The 17240-nt window shown below is 58.3% G+C and carries 19 protein-coding genes; 9 read left to right on the top strand and 10 right to left on the bottom strand.

The window, feature by feature from the left end; genetic code table 11:
• Positions 1-236: 236 nt before the first annotated feature.
• From FK267_RS07850 to FK267_RS07840, 3 genes are all read right to left on the bottom strand, one after another.
• Positions 237-893 carry a DUF6037 family protein gene (locus FK267_RS07850; RefSeq protein ID WP_141406868.1) on the bottom strand — a complete coding sequence of 219 codons (657 nt, stop codon included), beginning with the start codon at positions 891-893 and terminating at the stop codon, positions 237-239.
• A 129-nt stretch (positions 894-1022) separates the two neighbouring features.
• A complete protein-coding gene (locus tag FK267_RS07845; RefSeq protein ID WP_141406867.1) occupies positions 1023-1238 on the bottom strand; it encodes a helix-turn-helix domain-containing protein in 216 nt (71 codons plus the stop codon).
• Positions 1239-1361: 123 nt separating this feature from the next.
• Positions 1362-2504 (bottom strand): hypothetical protein, encoded by a 1143-nt coding sequence (locus FK267_RS07840; RefSeq protein WP_170198623.1) that lies wholly within the window; start codon positions 2502-2504, stop codon positions 1362-1364.
• Positions 2505-2769: 265 nt separating this feature from the next.
• Here FK267_RS07840 and FK267_RS07835 point away from each other — a divergent pair, with 265 nt between their 5' ends.
• A complete protein-coding gene (locus tag FK267_RS07835) occupies positions 2770-3315 on the top strand; it encodes a hypothetical protein (RefSeq protein ID WP_141406866.1) in 546 nt (181 codons plus the stop codon).
• Between the two features lie 17 nt (positions 3316-3332).
• Here FK267_RS07835 and FK267_RS07830 read toward each other — a convergent pair whose 3' ends face one another.
• Complete coding sequence (locus FK267_RS07830) at positions 3333-3674, bottom strand: DUF6907 domain-containing protein (RefSeq protein WP_141406865.1); 342 nt, start codon at positions 3672-3674, stop codon at positions 3333-3335.
• Between the two features lie 169 nt (positions 3675-3843).
• Entirely contained in the window at positions 3844-4356 is a 513-nt protein-coding gene (locus tag FK267_RS07825; protein WP_141406864.1) for a GNAT family N-acetyltransferase, read from the bottom strand.
• Positions 4357-4459: 103 nt separating this feature from the next.
• On the opposite strand from FK267_RS07825, the gene FK267_RS07820 reads away from it, so the two are divergent.
• On the top strand, positions 4460-4675 hold the full coding sequence (locus FK267_RS07820) for a helix-turn-helix domain-containing protein (protein WP_141406863.1): 216 nt from the start codon (positions 4460-4462) through the stop codon (positions 4673-4675).
• A gap of 180 nt (positions 4676-4855) precedes the next feature.
• A complete protein-coding gene (locus FK267_RS07815; RefSeq protein WP_141406862.1) occupies positions 4856-6310 on the top strand; it encodes an ApeA N-terminal domain 1-containing protein in 1455 nt (484 codons plus the stop codon).
• A gap of 319 nt (positions 6311-6629) precedes the next feature.
• Here the strand turns inward: FK267_RS07815 and FK267_RS07810 are convergent, their stop codons facing one another.
• Together FK267_RS07810 and FK267_RS07805 are read right to left on the bottom strand one after the other, a co-directional pair.
• On the bottom strand, positions 6630-7469 hold the full coding sequence (locus FK267_RS07810; protein WP_141406861.1) for a hypothetical protein: 840 nt from the start codon (positions 7467-7469) through the stop codon (positions 6630-6632).
• Positions 7466-8092, bottom strand: a complete 627-nt coding sequence (locus tag FK267_RS07805; RefSeq protein ID WP_170198622.1) for a CDP-alcohol phosphatidyltransferase family protein — start codon at positions 8090-8092, stop codon at positions 7466-7468. Before FK267_RS07805 ends, FK267_RS07810 begins: the two co-directional genes overlap by 4 nt.
• A gap of 798 nt (positions 8093-8890) precedes the next feature.
• Here FK267_RS07805 and FK267_RS13490 point away from each other — a divergent pair.
• The 4 genes from FK267_RS13490 (at position 8891) to FK267_RS07785 (ending at position 12594) form a co-directional block, all read left to right on the top strand.
• A complete protein-coding gene (locus FK267_RS13490) occupies positions 8891-9613 on the top strand; it encodes an HNH endonuclease (protein WP_198498148.1) in 723 nt (240 codons plus the stop codon).
• On the top strand, positions 9580-10530 hold the full coding sequence (locus tag FK267_RS07795; protein WP_170198621.1) for a hypothetical protein: 951 nt from the start codon (positions 9580-9582) through the stop codon (positions 10528-10530). The genes FK267_RS13490 and FK267_RS07795 overlap by 34 nt, the downstream gene beginning before the upstream one ends.
• Before the next feature lie 65 nt (positions 10531-10595).
• Positions 10596-11465 (top strand): hypothetical protein, encoded by an 870-nt coding sequence (locus tag FK267_RS07790; protein WP_141406858.1) that lies wholly within the window; start codon positions 10596-10598, stop codon positions 11463-11465.
• Positions 11466-11535: 70 nt separating this feature from the next.
• Entirely contained in the window at positions 11536-12594 is a 1059-nt protein-coding gene (locus FK267_RS07785) for a virulence RhuM family protein (protein ID WP_141406857.1), read from the top strand.
• 52 nt (positions 12595-12646) lie between these two features.
• On the opposite strand, the gene FK267_RS13650 is transcribed toward FK267_RS07785, so the two are convergent.
• Positions 12647-13141, bottom strand: coding sequence for a DNA-binding protein (locus FK267_RS13650; RefSeq protein WP_232622567.1), 495 nt, complete (start codon positions 13139-13141; stop codon positions 12647-12649).
• Positions 13142-13241: 100 nt separating this feature from the next.
• Positions 13242-14324: a DUF1266 domain-containing protein gene (locus FK267_RS07775; RefSeq protein ID WP_487246603.1), complete on the bottom strand. Its 1083-nt coding sequence runs from the start codon at positions 14322-14324 to the stop codon at positions 13242-13244.
• 365 nt (positions 14325-14689) lie between these two features.
• Between FK267_RS07775 and FK267_RS07770 the strand changes: the two genes are divergently transcribed.
• Both FK267_RS07770 and FK267_RS07765 read left to right on the top strand, forming a co-directional pair.
• Positions 14690-15862, top strand: a complete 1173-nt coding sequence (locus tag FK267_RS07770; RefSeq protein WP_141406855.1) for an aminotransferase class I/II-fold pyridoxal phosphate-dependent enzyme — start codon at positions 14690-14692, stop codon at positions 15860-15862.
• An 88-nt stretch (positions 15863-15950) separates the two neighbouring features.
• The gene (locus FK267_RS07765; protein ID WP_141406854.1) at positions 15951-16991 is read left to right on the top strand and encodes a DUF1266 domain-containing protein; all 1041 of its coding nucleotides are present in this window, start codon (positions 15951-15953) and stop codon (positions 16989-16991) included.
• Between the two features lie 98 nt (positions 16992-17089).
• Here the strand turns inward: FK267_RS07765 and FK267_RS07760 are convergent, their stop codons facing one another.
• On the bottom strand, positions 17090-17218 hold the full coding sequence (locus FK267_RS07760; RefSeq protein WP_282958439.1) for a YdeI/OmpD-associated family protein: 129 nt from the start codon (positions 17216-17218) through the stop codon (positions 17090-17092).
• Positions 17219-17240 lie beyond the last annotated feature (22 nt).

The raw sequence follows: 17240 nt of genomic DNA, 5'->3' as shown, positions 1-17240 counted from the left end.
TTCTAGCCGAGGGTACCCCAACAGACATCCGAATGGAGAGTTACGGACGCATGCGTAAGTCAAGATTAAAAACCGACTGCGACTACTACCAAGAATTCGGATTCAAACGGAAGGAATCGACAGCTCAACTACGCCAAGATGTCGAGCGCGTGCGTCGGCAATGGCGACGGAGAGCCTCTCTCGGTGGCAAAGATGGCGAAGAGGCAAGTGATAGCCTCAGCCTCCTGGCATGGACCTTACTCTCGACGAAGCTGTGTCGATTCTCTCGCAGCGACACTCGCAATGATCTGCCCGTCGGTCTTTTCCGCTGATGGGTCAATCGAATAGTAGAAACTCAGGTTCAAGTCATCTTTAAACTTGGCATAGAGTTCCGGGCGCAAGAACTCGCTCTTTTGCGAGTTGAACGACGAACGTTCCTTCAGGCTGCCATCGGCTCTCGTGCCGGTTCGCCTCACATCTATGCAATAGATTTTGTCAGGATCGTCGCTAGTATCCGAGATGCCTAGTTGCCGCACAACGGCTCTCTTTTGCCCCTCGCTCAGATCCTTGATGTCGACAGGAATCCACTTGCCAAACTGCTCGCAAAATTGCTCAATTAAGTTTCCTTCATTTGGTTTATCCTCAATCCCAAAGAAGTCTCGAAATACTTTTTTGTCTGCACCGTGAATGCGAGTCACGTTTGCCCATGTCGATAACGAGTCAGAGACGTCATTTTTTCGCATGAAGCATAGTTCAACGAGCGCATAGATATCCGGCTTCGGAATGTTGATATAGTCAGTAACTGTGACGTAGTAACCCTGCTTTTTGTAGGTAAAATCAAAACACGTTACCACCCATCCACGCTCTCTCATAGCATTCCGAAGTGGTTTTAAATTCTGCAAGAGATAGGACATCGCAACCTCTTTGTTGTGCTAGTCAGCGACGCAGTCGATAATAGCAAGTAATCTGCAGCAATATCAGGTAGTGCTGCAGATGCTGACAAACATCAGCAACCCCTCTCTCCCAACCCCTTCAACCCTGCACTACCTCTGCAGGAGCGTCAGTACCTCCACCCCAATCTGCTCTGCTATCTTCTCTAGGCTCTTGAGGGTGAGGTTGCGTTCACCTCGTTCGACACCGCCCATGTAGGTGCGGTGGACGCCAAGGACGTCTGCGAAGGCTTCTTGGCTCAGGCCTCTCTCCAGCCGGTAGGCACGCAGGTTCCTGCCCACCGTCTTCTGGAGATCACCAACAGCCATATCTCTCAGCCTGGCTACCTGCTACTTTAAGGTCTACAGACTGATGAGTAGCATCAAGGTCGCGATGCCAGCCGAGCGGTGGGGAGGTGAGAGCGATGAGCGGTGGCGACTGACTGCAATCCATCAGGCTGCCTCACGGTGCTCGGCGTCGTGGGGCAGTTCTGATTCGAGCGTCCAAGTCACTGCGAAGCCAGCCTTGGCCAGCAGCCAGCCAGGCATGTCGAGCGACACGACGCGGCTGCTGACAGCCTTCGGCGAACGATGCACCCGGGCTACCTGCGTCGCCGCAACCGTGTCGGTGATCATCATCTCGGCGATGGCTGTATCGGTGTAGTCAACATGGAGTGAGAGCCCACGCGCAGGCTGAGGCAGCTCAACGTAGATGCGGTGGCCCCACGCCGGCGTCACGGTGCGGTAAACGTGACGGATGCGGACGGGGTTGCCCGCGGTGGAGACAGAGGTGTCGACAATGTAGGTCTGTCCACCCTCGTGTTCCGTGCGGCGGATTGGCATCTCCTCGCCGTCGACGGTGAACGACAGCAGTTCGAAGCAACGCCGGCTGGCGGCATCCATCCCGGGCCGTGGAGTCATGAGCCACGTCGTCGTGATGGGGGTGTCCATCACAAGCGCGTTGTACGCCGCCCGATCGGATACGCAGGCGAAGCGGCGCTCACTACCACTGGGCACGGTGGTGTACTCCCACTCCACCGTGACGTCGAGCAGAGGAGTACCTGCGGTACTCCTCTCTACTGCAGTAGAGAGCCGAACGCGCGCCTCGACGTCGTACCACCGCTCGGCGGCGCGGATGGCTTGGTCGCGGATGTCGGCATAGATCTCGCGGGCGAACTGCTCGTCGCCCAGGCGCTGCGCCATGATGGCCGCAGCTGCGTCGTCGAACTGCTTGGGCGTGGTCAGGCGAGCCATCTCTGCGGGGTGGCGGGCAAGACCCTCGCACAGGACGCTCCACAGCTTGGCCGGCGACAGGTCGACGATGGCCTGCTGAGTGCGCTGGATGGCGACGTCCTCTTGGTCGCGCCGGTAGGAGTAGTCCAGGATGGTGGAGACCAGACCAGCCCCAAGCAGTGGGCCACCAACCTCATCCAGCGGCAGATGATGCAGCCAGCTCCAGTCGCCCAGGCTCAGCGTCGCCAGCCAGGCGTTGAGCATGATGAGCAGAATACCGATCAAGGTGAATGAGACGGCCAGCAACGCCGCTTTGGTCTTGAGCAGCCGACGATACAGCGGCAGTACATCTTTGCTGGCCATGAATAGTATATAGTATAGCAAAATACAGACACAAAGAGCAAACACGATCGGTATTATCTATTATCTGAGTATTGCAAGTGGTGCGCAGATAAGTCGGCCAACAAGATGAGATGCCGCAGATACTCCGCCTGCAAAGGATGTCGGCAGGAGGGTGCCCTACATGCAGCAGAACACTGCATTTGCGCAGGTCGGCTCCGGTTTTGAATGCGACACAAATTAGCGTCTCGACATTGTTCTCGCGCCTGCATTGTGTTTAAATAGAAGTATGACAAATGAAGAACTCTCACAGCAAATTGCAGCACTCACAGCAACCATAACCGAGAAATTCAACGAGATCGACAAGCGGTTTGAAACAATCGATGGGCGGCTTGACAAGCTGCAGGCAGGGCAGGACGACCTAGTCGCCAAATACGACAGCCTGAAGGCAGGGCAAGACGACTTAGTCGCCAAACATGCTGACCTGCAAGTTGGCCTAGACGACCTGCGCACCAAGTACGGCGAAATGAACGAGAAGCAGGGTCACATCGTCAATGCACAGAAGACCATCGCCAAGATGCAGGCTGACCTGCAGCACACTGTGGAGGAGCAGGGTGCCAAGCTGGAGGAGGACTTCACCGACATGAAGGCGACGCAGGCGAGCATCCAGCACGACATCGCACGGATCAACCGCAAGATGGTCGTCGAAACCGGCGTGCGCGACACGATGCACGAGAGCGTCTTCTCCACCCAAGACAGCCACTACCGCGACCTCGACCGTCGCCTCCGCGTCCTGGAAGCCCACTTTCCCGAATTAGGGCAGCAGGGAGCGTAGGTACTGCTAGCGCTAGCTCAACGAAACTCGGCTTTGGCCTCCATCAGCCGGCCAATCGCCCACCTCAGCCGCTGCGCCGTCTCGGGGCTGACCTCCAGCCCGTGGTGCCCGTCGCCGAGGTAGAGCCACTCGTCCGCCTCACCGGCGTACTGGTAGCGCACCAGGTAGAGCTCGGTTGGCACTGCCAGTCGCTCGGGCACACCGTCGCCACCGTGTTCATGCTGCGGGACGACGCCCGCAACAGGGAGATGAGCACTCTCGTGGACGACGCCATCAAGCTCATCGCTCGCCGCATCATGGTTGACGGCGCACCACGCAGGGCAGCGCTCCGCTTCACCTGCTGGCTGCTCATGCCGCACGCTGCCTCCTCTCCCCCAAGCTCCGTCTGCTTGCACGACCGCAGCCAACCGCAGTACAAGGTGCGAAGGCCAGACCAGCGGCAGCAGCCAACGGAGAACAGCGATATTGGACTGAGAAGCAGGGAACAGCTGGCCATCGCCAACCATCCACTCCCCCGCGTCTATCTCCCTACACTCCAGTGATGCGCGCCAGCACCAGCATGTCTGCGTGCTGGCCGCCCACCAGGTACCGCTGCGTCAGCCGGCCTTCTTCGACGAAGCCGAGGCTGCGGAAGAGACCGAGCGAAGCGGCGTTACCCGCCACGATCCACGCCTCCAGGCGATGCAGCCCCAAGTGGCCAACCGCCCAGTCAATGACAGCCCGACCACCCGCCGAGCCGTAGCCTTTGCCCCGATCGCTCGGCCGCCAGATGCAGATGCCCACCTGAGCAACGCGGCTGCGCCAGTCGATGGCATGGATCGAGGCCTCACCGACCAGCCGCCCATCACTGTCTGCCAAGACGAAGCTGTAGGCCGTAGCCGGCTGCGGGCCCGCTGTATCGGCGATCTTGCGGCGAAGCTCTGCACTACTCCTCGGCCGCCAGTACGGCGGGCCATACTGCGCCAGCTCCGGCCAGTCCGCGCACGCCTCGAGGATGGTGAGGATGTGGGCCTCGGCCAGCGCCTGGAGGCTGATGGCCATCGTGTTCCTCCCCCCGCTACCGCGCATCATCTGCCTCTCGCACCACTACATGCTACTCATCAGTCTGTAGACCTTCAAGTAGCAGGTGGCCAGGCTGAGAGATGTGGCTGTTGGTGATCTCCAGAAGACGGTGGGCAGGAACCTGCGTGCCTACCGGCTGGAGAGAGGCCTGAGCCAAGAAGCCTTCGCAGACGTTCTTGGTGTCCACCGCACCTACATGGGCGGAGTGGAACGCGGTGAACGCAACCTCACCCTCAAGAGCCTGGAGAAGATGGCGGAGCAGATTGGGGTGGAACCGCTCAGGCTGCTCGGGAAGTAGGCCGGCGTTCGCACACCTGGCACGTTTCCAGTTGGCCCCCTACGTCACCACTAGTAGGTAGCCCCATGCAGCCGAATCACTTCGCCGAAGTTACTGAACATCCGTAGTAGACTCCCTCGCAGCGCCGTGCGGGAAAGCAGGCGCCTATTTTAATCGGTGATTCGTTTTAGGGAGACACCTATGGGCCAATCCACCAATGACATGATGGCCGTGAACTTGCCGCATGAGCCGCGAGAATACATGTGTACCTGGCATCTCCCAAAAGCTGTCCAGGATAGCGACGAAGATCAGCTTGTCGATGTGCCAGGGACGATTGACCTCACCGGACGCCACGATCCAACTGCCTCATTTCAAGGGATTCTCCCCTATGTGTCGGACAGTGGGCGAGCGAGTTTCCCTCAAACCAACAACTTTAATTGCCTAACTGGCACTCTATCGTCCGGAATCCATGTTGCACTACTAAACGGTCAAACGAGTTACTGGTTCCACAATGGCGGCGGAGCAAAAGGGGCTTTTGCAGTATTATCCACCAGGCCTTTTGCGCACGATAACTACCGAAAATACCAGAGCATCGAACTGCAGATCGATGGCCTGGAAACGATAGTTGACGAAGCTCCAACCACTATAGAGTTCACGAAACGCACAGACGAGCACGATGAATCATACAAAATAAGCATACCGACACAAAACTCTTTGGATTGGAAAATTCAAGAGGCGCAGATGCGCCTCGGCTATGCTGGCCGTCTCCGTCCAGACAGGTTTAACTTCCGCACTTCATTTGCACCCTATCTACGGATTGATATCGAAGAACCAATCAGCCTCGCCGACTGGTGGCTTCGGTGGATTATTCCATTGTGCGACATTCTCGAAGTAATCAACGGCAAGCCGCTCGACATCATGTACCTGCTCGCTTTCGAAGACAAAGACGCAACAGGCTCAAAACGACGCGCCGACCAAGTTTTCCGCTATGACATCCGGCAAGACTGCATCAAAATCGACGAAAAAAGGTTCAACCACACTCGAGCTATTGTTAATCTAAAGCAAGACAACATAAATCTTCTCAACCTCATCGCCAAACGTCGCGAACTCGAAGCATCTCGACACCCACTCATAGAAACATACCGTAGTAATGCAGTGTCCGATGACCAGCACCCACGTTCACGTTTCCTTCTCTTGATCCAAGCTCTAGAAGGGCTATACGGCTATGAACACAAGGAAGAGTATCAGCGACGGTGTGAGCAGTACGCAGAGAAACGAGAATTGTTCTTAGAACGAGCCAAACCGGTCATCAGCCAAGAAGATTTCAAATTCTTGAAAAAGAACCTACTTCGCAAGCCAACCAGTGGCCTAGTAGGCGCATTGTCAGCCATTTTCAAAACACTCCCTAAAGTAATTCAAGATCAGATAGATTGCAGCCAGATTGTTATCCAGACTCGCAACATTCTTGACGATAAACGTATATCCTCTGCGGGTGCTTTGACAAAAGTGCGTAACAGTCTCTCTCACGGCTCATCAGCGTACGACCCTAACGATCTGGAGGAGATCTGTAGTCTCCTCGACAAAATTGTCAGAGCAGAGATATTTCGAATGCTTGAACTTCCTGACATCGTGCAACAACGCGTTTTAGAAGCATAGTTAATCAAGTAACACTAGATCAATTTCATTGAATGTTGTACAATGATAAATGCTACACTCCTGGGAATGGAGGAAACCATGAGTAAAAAGAAAGCATGTGCCCTTATGATAATCTTGGGCGTACCATATTTCTTCGGAATTGGTCTTGTCGCTGGCCATGATTCACTGGGCGGGTTCCCTGTCGCACGCGCTTTTTTGTTTGCTATCACAGCGACCATAATTAGCGCAGGCGGCATGCTCCTGCTTATGTACGATTCCGATTCGATAGCCTAGGCTAGAATTTACGTTGAGTCGACGGGAGTGTAGCAATTCCCTGCGACTAAGAAGTAGTATCAGTCACCTCTCCGCTATTTCTTTTCCTCCACGCCTTTTCGACACGTCGCCTCGCAGAACGTACATTAACGTACGCGAGGATCCACGACGCTACCAACAGTATTCCCGTCACTGCGATATACCAACCCGTACTCTGTGTCGGATAGGAAAAATAACCGCAATACTTGACGATTTGAAAGCCAACGGCACACACCAACGTTATTCCATAGACGGCAGCGAGAGACCGCCCACGACGAGCAAACGCCGTTGCAAACAGCGGGTAAGCAACGATGATCTGTGCGTACGCACTTTGAAACGGCCCACCGGAGTACATAGAGAATAAGCAGGAAAAGAACACCGATGACGCCACGAGAAAGTAAACTCGAATCACAACTCCAGTATCGTATGAGAACTCATCCGTGTGTTGTTCAACCGAAGGAGCCCGCCAGTTCGACGCCTCGCCAGAGACTCCCCCGTTCGCATGGCCAGGCCGAGGACCATCGACATCATCAACACCGCCATCAAGATCCTTATCCATGACGTGACCAATTTTTTGAATAAAAGTAGGAATCCCTTCAATGTATAAACTAATCCAGGAGACCGCCAACGCACAGGCGAGTGCAAAATAGAACTTGCCGGGAGGGAGATGCGCGTGCTGACCGAAGTGCCGCAAAACGGCCGTATAGATCACTATGGTCAGCACAGTAAATACACCAACAAAATTGGCTTGAGTTAACGGGTGAGTTACCGGATACCTAGGTCCGGGAAAATTGTCAGCCTTTGGTTTCACGCTCCCAAAGAACGGCCTGCGTTCTTGCTCATCACTGCTTCCGCTAGAAATGCTCATGACCGAACCAACTTCAAGCAGCGCGCGACATAATCCACCCCCGTGGCGTACACAATGGCGGCAGTGCACACGGCCAGCGCCTGAGACACGGATCCCATCATGACGTAGGCGCACTCCCAGATGAGGATGGCGATGCCGTACGACATGTGCCAGTAGGCCCCGATAATGATGACGCGGTACTTGGCTAGCAAGTAGGAGGAGAAGCCGCCCTGTAGCAGGTCGCGCAGGAGCAGCACGCTCCAGGCAGCCCATCCCCCGCCGTAGTACAGGCAGGTCAGGAGGATGACCGTGTGAATAGAGACGCGGTCGAGCAGTACATCGCCCAGCCGGCGTGAGGCAGTGTCTTCACCTACCTTGCGGGCGGCCACACCATCGAAGTAGTCCAGCAGCGCGAAGGCGACGAATGACGTGCAGGCCATGAGCTGCCAGCCCATGTTCAAAGCAGCAATGCCGAAGAGAATGATGGGGATGCGGACGAGCGTGACGGAGAGTGCAGCCATGCGCGCCAGCTGGCTTGGTGCGACTTGCTCGGGCGCAATAGTGCTGGCGTATAGGCCCTGGCTGGGCCTGCGCAAGCTGGCAACACTGAAGCGATTGTCGAGAGATGCGAAGATGGCAGACATGATGATCCAATCTCTAGAACTGCTGTGACGACGTCGTGACATGCAGCAACATCGTGCAAAGCCAGGGTGGACGTGTCTAGCCCTTCGCTATATAGGCAACAGCCATAAGAAGCCCACGATTAGCGAGGCGGCGTGCGTCAATTGACGGGAGTCTGGGGCTCCGACTGAGCGGAACTGTTGTGTGCGCCGCATGACCATGCAGGTGTGCGCAGCGTCGTATCTATCCACGAAACTGCTTGGTGGTCTGTCGAGGATGAGCACAAGTGCCTGCAGCCGACGCTCTGCTCCGAGCCAGAACGACCAACGCGACACCGCGCTATAACGGGCGTTATGCAGCAGTCGCGACAAGGCGGAGACCAGCTGATCCAAGGACTCCTGACAAGGTAGATTCCAGCACCAGCCGACGCGCCTGCAGCGAGGCCGCCCCTGACGAAGCGCAGGTTGCTCACGCAAGGCATGTGCCCGTGCTGCCGCTCGAATCTACAAATCAGCGACGATCTACTGCTGCACGATCGTCACTCACTGCTGAGAGTCGCTATTGCATAGTGCAACATTGAAGGAGTTCTGAGAGCAGCGTTGTGCTGGACGGAGCGGAGTCTTCGCCGTGGTGGTGGACGCTTTGGCGTCATGTCCCGCTTGAAGCCTCGCAACGCAACCGTGACCATCCACCCGCCGTCCACGGCACCGCTCGGTGCGATACTGACAAAGTTGTCGCGCTAATGCTGCGGTCGCACACAGTCGTGTTGGCTGCTCCCAGTAGAGGCGCTTGGTTCGATTGCGTGGAAGAAGGCGTGCCCTGTGCCGGTGGAGCAGGAGTGGAGGGTTGGGCTGTGCGCCAGCTGCCTTGAGCCGCTCGACCCGACCGAGGTTGGGAAGAAACACGTCGGCTTCTGCTCGGAGCACTGCCGCAAGCAGGCCGAGAAGATCCGCTACGTTCGGCAGGCGATACGCGATGGTCGAAGCACCGACCCGCTAACCGCCCTGGTCACCTCCAGCAATATGATCACCTTCCTCGCCTTTGACCTGGCCTACACCAGGCCGCGACTGAGCGACGAGCTTCGCCAGGAGGTACTGGCACAGAACGACGGCCGCTGCGTTAGCTGCAACGAGCGGCGAGCCACCGAAGTTGACCACATCGACGGCGGATCGATCGAGCTGAGCAACCTTCGCGGGCTCTGCCGGAGGTGCCACGTGCTCAAGCCACGTGGCGAGATCCCCGACGATCTCACCCGAGACGGCGCAGGCACGATCGACACCAGTGAGCAGTCTCAGGAACTGCGGCAGCTCTGGCGACTGGCACTGCGTAGCCGCCAGCCGCTCGACGAAGCGCCGGAGTGGCGCGACCTACGCGAACGCGCCACCGAATACGCCGACACCAGGTTCGGCTGGATCACCCAGCAGATCCTGTGCGACCAGCCAGTCTGCCCAGCCCACGACGGCATTCACTGGCGAACGGAGTGGCCCCGATATAGGCGAGCCTGTCGGGAGTGGGCGAAGGAGAGGGCTGCGGCTGGTTCATGACCGACAACCACAACCATCCACATACTCAAGGATACAAAGAAGCAGAAATGACAGATATCGAGAATCGCGATCTGCACAAACAAGCGCCATTCGCAAACATCGTGACCGACACGAACCTTGTCCAGATTGCCAAACTTAGTGCAGCCGCCCTGGATTCATCTATTGCAAGCATCAATAGACCCACGATACCACGAGAGACTCAAGAATCACTATTTCAAGCAGTATCGGCAATTGCAGAGGCTCGCCAGAAAATACAACAGGACTGGGTTGCCAACCTGAGTAAAATTCAGATTCAACTGCCACCAATTGTCTTCACACCCGAAATGCGACGCAATTTAACGTCGACCACCTCAATATTGAACACGACAGTACTTTCGCATATCCAACAAACTTCACTTGCAATCTCAAACAACTCTGAGCTGATCAGTTCACTCACTCAGACAATGAGCAAGTTGCATCTTCTCAACGAAGACTTGAACAAGCGACTGGCAAAGTCGATTGCAGCCATTGACTTTTCGCCAATTTTGAGAGAATACGATGCTACGATCAAAGCTTCCGACACGTCCGCAACCCCGCTCGGTCTAGATCTTGAGCAACTAATTTACACTCAGACACTGCCTATTGATGCGACAGCAGGACCTGAGGCTTACGTTATCATCAAAAAGGATGCGCCGGAGCTAGCAGCATCGATTGACGTAGCAGCAGACAAAGCGAATACAGGACTCTTGTCGAAGACAATAGTGAGATATTCGCTTGCCTTCAGCATGTTGTTCATTATCGCGATGGCAATACTTGTAGGCAACAACAATATAAAAATTCTGCCTCCAGAATGGACCGCCTGGATTCGATCAATAACACAGATTGGACTAGACGGCATCCCATTTGCGTTCATGATAGGAAAAGGCGATTCAGAATGACACATATCCACACAACTCACATCACATAGAACACCTCATCCTCCAATATCGCAGGAACTAACAACATGACAGTTAACCCTTGGATGCCACTATCAGTAAGAAGAAATCAACAATCTGAGTTCAACTTGGTCGACAACGTGCCTCAGTTTATGAGACATGGTATAAAAGGGTGGATCCAGCAGGCGATAAATGGAGACGATCGACTCGTAGCTCAGATGGCACTTGAACTGCGCATCGACGAACTCAGCGACAACATTGACAATTTCTATCCAGATGACGCAGTTATCGCTTGCATCCAAAGAAGCGGCCCTTGGGATATGTACGACGAGTCATTGGCTCTCGACGTCATGGATTGGCTCCTTGGTCACGGTTGCGGCCACGCACAATCACTTGAACACATCTTAAAATCTGCTGGCCACGTTCTCCGCGTATCACCCGATGGCGGCCGTCTAGTGGAGCGGATTGATCCCGCGCTCTGGAACGAGTACGAACAGGTAACTCAGTTAGACGATCAAGCTTCGCAGTACATGCAAGAAGCATGGGCCCTTGCTTTCGGACGCGAACCAAATTTGAGTGACGCCTGGGGTAGAGCTATCAAGGCCATCGAGACGCTGCTCAAACCGATCGTCTCACCCAAGAACGACAAAGCAACCATTGGGAGCATGGCCAGCGCACTCCGCCAAGCACCAGACAAGTGGACGTGCAAACTGCCAAATCGGGAATATAAGTCCAATGGTGAGATGAACGTCAAGCCTAGCATCGAAGTCTTTATTGACGTACTAGCTACCATCGGTTACCAGCCTGATCGACACGGCGGTGATCAGCCGCAAGACGTCGACGAAACCACTGCGCGCAGCGTTCTATTCTTGGCTACGACCGTTGTTGGTTGGCTACGAGACGGGACACTGAGAACGATCGACAGCATTGAGAACTGACGGCAGACCACAATTCTGAAATGTGTAGTATGTTTGCCAATAGTCATCGATCGGAAGTATAATCAACGGTATGACAACTAATCCAGATCCTTCCACCAAACTCATCCGCAACTCCACCGCCGAGTTCCTCATCTTCACTGCCCAAGACGGTGATTCCAGCATCGAGGCACGCTACGAGGATGAGACGATCTGGCTAACGCAGCGCCTGATGGCCGAGCTGTTCGACGTCGACGTGCGCACCATCAGCGAGCACCTGGGAAACGTCTTCTCCTCTGGCGAGCTGGAGCGTAAGGCAACTATCCGGAAATTCCGGATAGTTCGATCTGAGGGCTCACGCCAGGTGACACGCAGCATCGACCACTACAACCTCGACGCCATCATCTCGGTGGGCTACCGCGTCAACTCGGTGCGCGCCACCCAGTTCCGCCAGTGGGCCACCAGCGTACTGCGCGACTTCGCCATCCGCGGCTATGTCATCGACCGCCAACGTATGGAGAACGGCACCTTCCTAGGCGAAGACTACTTCGAGCGCCTGCTTGATGAGATCCGCGAGATTCGCTTGTCCGAACGTCGCTTCTACCAGAAGGTCACCGACATCTACGCCACCAGCATCGACTACAACAAGGACGCCCCGACCACCAAGCGCTTCTTCGCCACCGTCCAGAACAAGCTCCACTACGCCGTCCACGGCCACACCGCCGCCGAGCTGATCACCTCCCGCGCCAGGGCCGACCAGCCCCACATGGGCCTGACCAGCTGGGCGAACAGCCCCGACGGCAAGATCCTGCGCGGTGACGTGACCATCGGCAAGAACTACCTTACCCGCGAAGAACTCGACGACTTGGGTCGCCTGGTCAACGCCTTTCTTGATCTGGCCGAGTCCCGCGCCCGCCGTCAGATCCCCATGACGATGGAGGACTGGTCCACACGCCTTGACGCCTTTCTCGACTTGGACGACCGCCAGATCCTCGACAGCGCAGGCCACATCTCCAAAGCCCACGCCGACGATCATGCTCTGAGCGAGTTCGAGAAGTTCCGCATCATCCAAGACCGCAATTACGTCAGTGACTTCGATCGGCTGGCGCAGCAGGCAGAGCAGCAACCCGGCAGAGATGCCAAGCAGGAGTAGCGAATACACTGCGGATTGATCTGGGTGCGGTCATTGTCGTTCTGGCTACCAATCACCCCTGCGCCGTCGCCAGATGCTTCTTGACGGTATCCCGCCCGAAGCCGAGCTCCAGGCCAATCTCGATGTAGGTGCGCCCCTGAGCATGGAGCTGCTGAGCACGCTGGAGGTCATCGCTGGTGAAGCGTCGCCTGCGGCGGGGCGGCTGCGTGGCCTGGCGGCAGGTGGCACGGACAGTGGTCTCTGCGACGCCGACCTCCGCAGCGATCTGGCTGACAGCTATGCCCGTGCGGGCCAGATCGACGATCTGCTGCTTCTTCGCCGTGCTGATCGGACGGCAGGCCGTCTTACGGATACCCCGAGCCGTCGTGGTCTCGCTGGCCTGCCCAGTAGGCGCTACGCTAGCCGTGCTCGGTTCCGGAGCCACCTCACCCGCAATGAGACGCTTGCGGAAGGCGAGTAGGGGCTTCCAGTTGTTTGTGTCGAGCTTGCTGAAGCGCACCACAGCATCGCTATACAAACCCTCACCACTGGCTCGGGAACGCGTCACAGAGTTCCTCTCACATCAGTTCAGACTCTGGACTGGTTGCGGGCCTGGAGCCTGGACGAACCAGGTTGGACTGCTGACCTCGACGGCACACCCACCTTGCTCATAGCGGATAGGCGGCGCTGAAGGCACGCACGCGCGGTCCCAGACCATTCATGAAGGCCTCCAGGTGCAACGGCAGGTCGGGGTTGACCACCCCCACCACATCCCAGTCGGGGAAGAGCGTGCCAAGCTTCTTTCCATTGGCGTAGAAGACAATGTCCTGCCCCGGCATCACTGACACCGTGAACCTCACCTGCTCCCAGGGGATCGGGGTGAAGACTCGGCGCAGTGCCTTTCGGGAGACCAGGAAGCAGGCATCCTCCGTCATCACGGCGGTAAGCCGAGCCCCGTCACTTGTACGCAGGAACGGCACGCCGCTCCAGTGCTCCTGATCAAGACTCGAGTCGGTCCAGAACGTGGTCGCCGCAGCGCCGTCGCCGCGAGCAGGCAGATCCCACAGAGGTATACGGGCAGTTCTCAGATCTTCGAAGACGCCCCCGATGCCACCTGCATCGGCAGGACGCCAGAAGACCTCCTGCGCCAGAGCGCGTGCACGCAGAAACGTCCCAGCATCCGTGTCCGCATTTTCAAGCACCTTGGCGGTAGTCGAGTCCAGAGGATGCTCAGCCGTCGCCAGCCACCCCCTGGCCCCGAGACGGACAGCACGCACACGCTCGGCAGGGATGAGGGCCTCGATCGCGCCGGTCAAGGCACTGAGATCCTCCGCAGGCCAGATTTCGGTGCGGAACAAGGTGACAGGAGCAGTCAGTGCCATGATGTGGGCGCCTTCAAGGATGATCGTCGCATCAACATGGCGAGTCTCAGGTGTTGCGTACATGACCTGGAACGCCACCTTTCCCACGATGACCGAGGCCAGGTACTGCCCCCACCCGGAGCAGCGGTCAACGAAACCCTGCACGTAGCGCTCAAGGAGGACCGCCAACGTGCGCTCGTCTATATAGCCCGCCGCCCGGGCCGAGGTGAGGATGTTGATAACGCGGCAGCAGTCGAAGCCGGCAGCCGCTGCGGAGCCGGCGAGCATCGACACGGCGGGTACGTGCTCAGCCACGAGACTCGAATCCGGCCATAAGCCGGCCTCGGCCTCCAACGAGTCACACCACTCGATCGCAGAGGCGGCGTCCACAACCTCGAAGGACTCCTCCAGGAGAGTCGCCGCCACCTCTTGACTCAACCCCGCCAGACCAGCACCCTCCGTGTCCCAGAGCTCAGGAGCGGCCTCGTGATACGGCCTGGCCAAGAACTCGTAGTCAGCGTGAAAGGGAGAGACAAGCATCATGACGTCAGTGAGCACGATCGGACTCCGTCCTAGGCACGAGTGTTGCTCTCAGAGCCTTTCAGACACGGTACGGGAGGACAAGGTATCAACCGGGAAAATATGGGATCAGGAGGTCTTCTCCGCTCCTCTTCTCCCGGATCCCCGGGACCTTTGCCCTCCCGCTGCCGGAAGGGGGACACTGGGCATGTCCTGCCCCGATTCAAGGAGCCGTCATGAAGATCGCCGCCCGGGCCGAAGCCGCTCAGCCCTTCTATGCGATGAGCATTGGAGAACGCGCTGGAATCCTCCAGGCGGAGGGTCACTCGATCGCCAAGCTCAGCCTGGGCGAGCCCGACTTCGGCGCCCCTCCCGCGGTCCGTGAGGAGATGTGCCGCGTCATGGACGGCCGGCCGCTGCCCTACTCCCCCGCTCTGGGCCTGCTCGCACTGCGTGAGGCCATCGCGGGCTTCTACCGGGACAGGCACGGCGTCGAGGTCGATCCTGCCCGGATCGTCGTCACCACCGGAGCGTCCTCGGCGCTCCTGCTGGTGGCGGCCGCTACCACCCAGCCCGGTGACGACGTCGTCATCGCCGATCCGTCCTACCCCTGCAACCGGCAGCTGGTGGAGACCTACGGCGGTCGGATCGTTCTGGCGCCCACCAGTCCTGCCAGCCGGTACCAGATGGACCGGGCCGCAGCCGAGGCGGCGTGGACTCCTCAGACGAGCGCGGTGATGCTGGCGACCCCCTCCAACCCCACGGGCACGTCGATTCCCTTCGAGGAGCTGGCGTCGATCTGTGGGCTGGCACGCGAACGCAGCGCCTGGCGGATCGTCGACGAGATCTACCTGGGCCTGGCCGATCCAGACGAGGACGGCGCACCGGCCCGAACCGTCCTGGAGACCGATCCCGAGGCAATCGTCATCAACTCCTTCTCCAAGTACTTCGGGATGACGGGGTGGCGACTGGGCTGGGCGATCCTTCCCGAGGAGCTGGTGGCCCCCGCGGAGAACCTGGCGGTGAACTACTTCCTGTGCGCCTCGACGCCTATTCAGCAGGCCGCGCTGGCGGCGTTCTCCCCCGAATCCATCTCCGTGTGCGAGCAGCGCCGCCAAGAGCTCTTCGCCCGCAGGAGCATCGTGCTCGACGGGTTGGAACGCATCGGCCTCCCGGTCCCGGTTCTGCCCGACGGCGCCTTCTACGTCTACTTCGACGTCTCCTCCACAGGGCTCGATGCCCAGACCTTCTGTCACCGCGCCCTGGAGGAGGCGCATGTGGCGCTCACTCCGGGACAGGACTTCTCCACGACCACGGCCCGCTCCCATGTACGACTGTCCTACGCAGCCTCCCGCGACGAGCTGCGAGAGGGAATGGAACGCCTCGAAACTTTCATCAACAACCTGTAAATAAACAGGCATTCAACTCAATAATCTAGTGTCGAGCCATGTGCATCAATGTGGCACTCACCTGTTCACATGTTGCACAATTCTCGTCATGTCCGTGCAGACCCTGCTTCTCTCCGCCGCGCTGGCGGTTTTTGGAGTGATCGCCACTATCGAGATCTCCAAAACAATCCATCAGAAAATACGCTTGCGCCGCGACAAGGCAGCTTCCGCCCCGCACCGGGGTGAGGAGTCCACATGGAATGAGCTCACTGAGCACCATCGACCTGTCAGGGACTCTGCGCCCAATGAGTTCACCGCCGGCCCACATGAGCGACTCCTGGCGATCTGCGCGCCGTACTCCCTGTGCCGCCGGGACCCGTGGGACCGTCTCACCTGCTCCGATCTTGACGGCACACGCACCATGCTCTCCCTCGACTGGGGAGTCTGCTCCCGCACCGACCTCCTCTCCCGGCTCCACTGGCTCATCACCTCCGGCCACCGCACCGGTTTCGAAGCGGAGCGCGCCCGCTGGGTCGACACCTCCCTGGCGGAGGCTGAGCGCCACGAGCTGCGAGAGTCTGCCGCGTCATCCTCAGACGCTGCCGAGACGCTGTGGCGCCTTGAGCGCATGCGCGACAACGATCGAGACATCCGCAACGTGGACTTCTCCGCCTGGGACCTGGTGCGTGCCGCCATGCTGACGCGCTGCGGATTCGCGCTGGGCTGGCTGACCGAGGAGGAGACGTGGGACACGCTCGCGATCCTGGACCGTGGGCTGCGGGAGCGTTATCGGAGCTGGACGCAGGTGTCGGAGTCGTTCCGGCTGGCCCGCTGGTACTGGAACTCCACGAGCGGCAAGGACGAGCACTTCAACGACCTGCACGACCTCAACCGCTCGCTGGTTCTCCTCAGCCCCGACGGGCCATGGGGGCTCATCGACTGGGACGTCGAGACTCCTGAGCCCTCGTTCCTGATCCTCGACGACCTGCTCGATGCCGGCGTGGCCACACCATTGAGTGCAGGCGATCGGAAGCGCGCCACGCACTGGGAGCGCTGGGTCGACGATCAGGTCATTGCCCGCGGGCAGCACCGCCCCCAGCACTTCGGGACCCACACCGACCAGCATCACCGCTTCGCCAAGCGCGCCTGAGGAATCGCGTCAACGGCGGCACTGCACCGAGACGCCGGACTGTGCCCGCCTATCACCATGACGACGGCTCGGCGCGGGCAGCCAGGTCCGGGCTGGGACTATCCGTGCTTGTCCACCATCATCTCTGCTGCTTTGACGGCCCGGCGACGACGGGTCTCGGCGCGCTTCGCCTCACCGATCCATTGCAGGTACTCGTTACGGTGCGATGGGGGTAGAGCCTCGAATATCCTCTCCGCCGCCGCGGCTCAC

Source organism: Actinomyces oris (assembly GCF_006546825.1).
Lineage (GTDB): Bacteria > Actinomycetota > Actinomycetes > Actinomycetales > Actinomycetaceae > Actinomyces > Actinomyces oris.
Note: the sequence above shows the minus strand (reverse complement) of the source record. Positions and strands in the feature narration are given on the sequence as shown.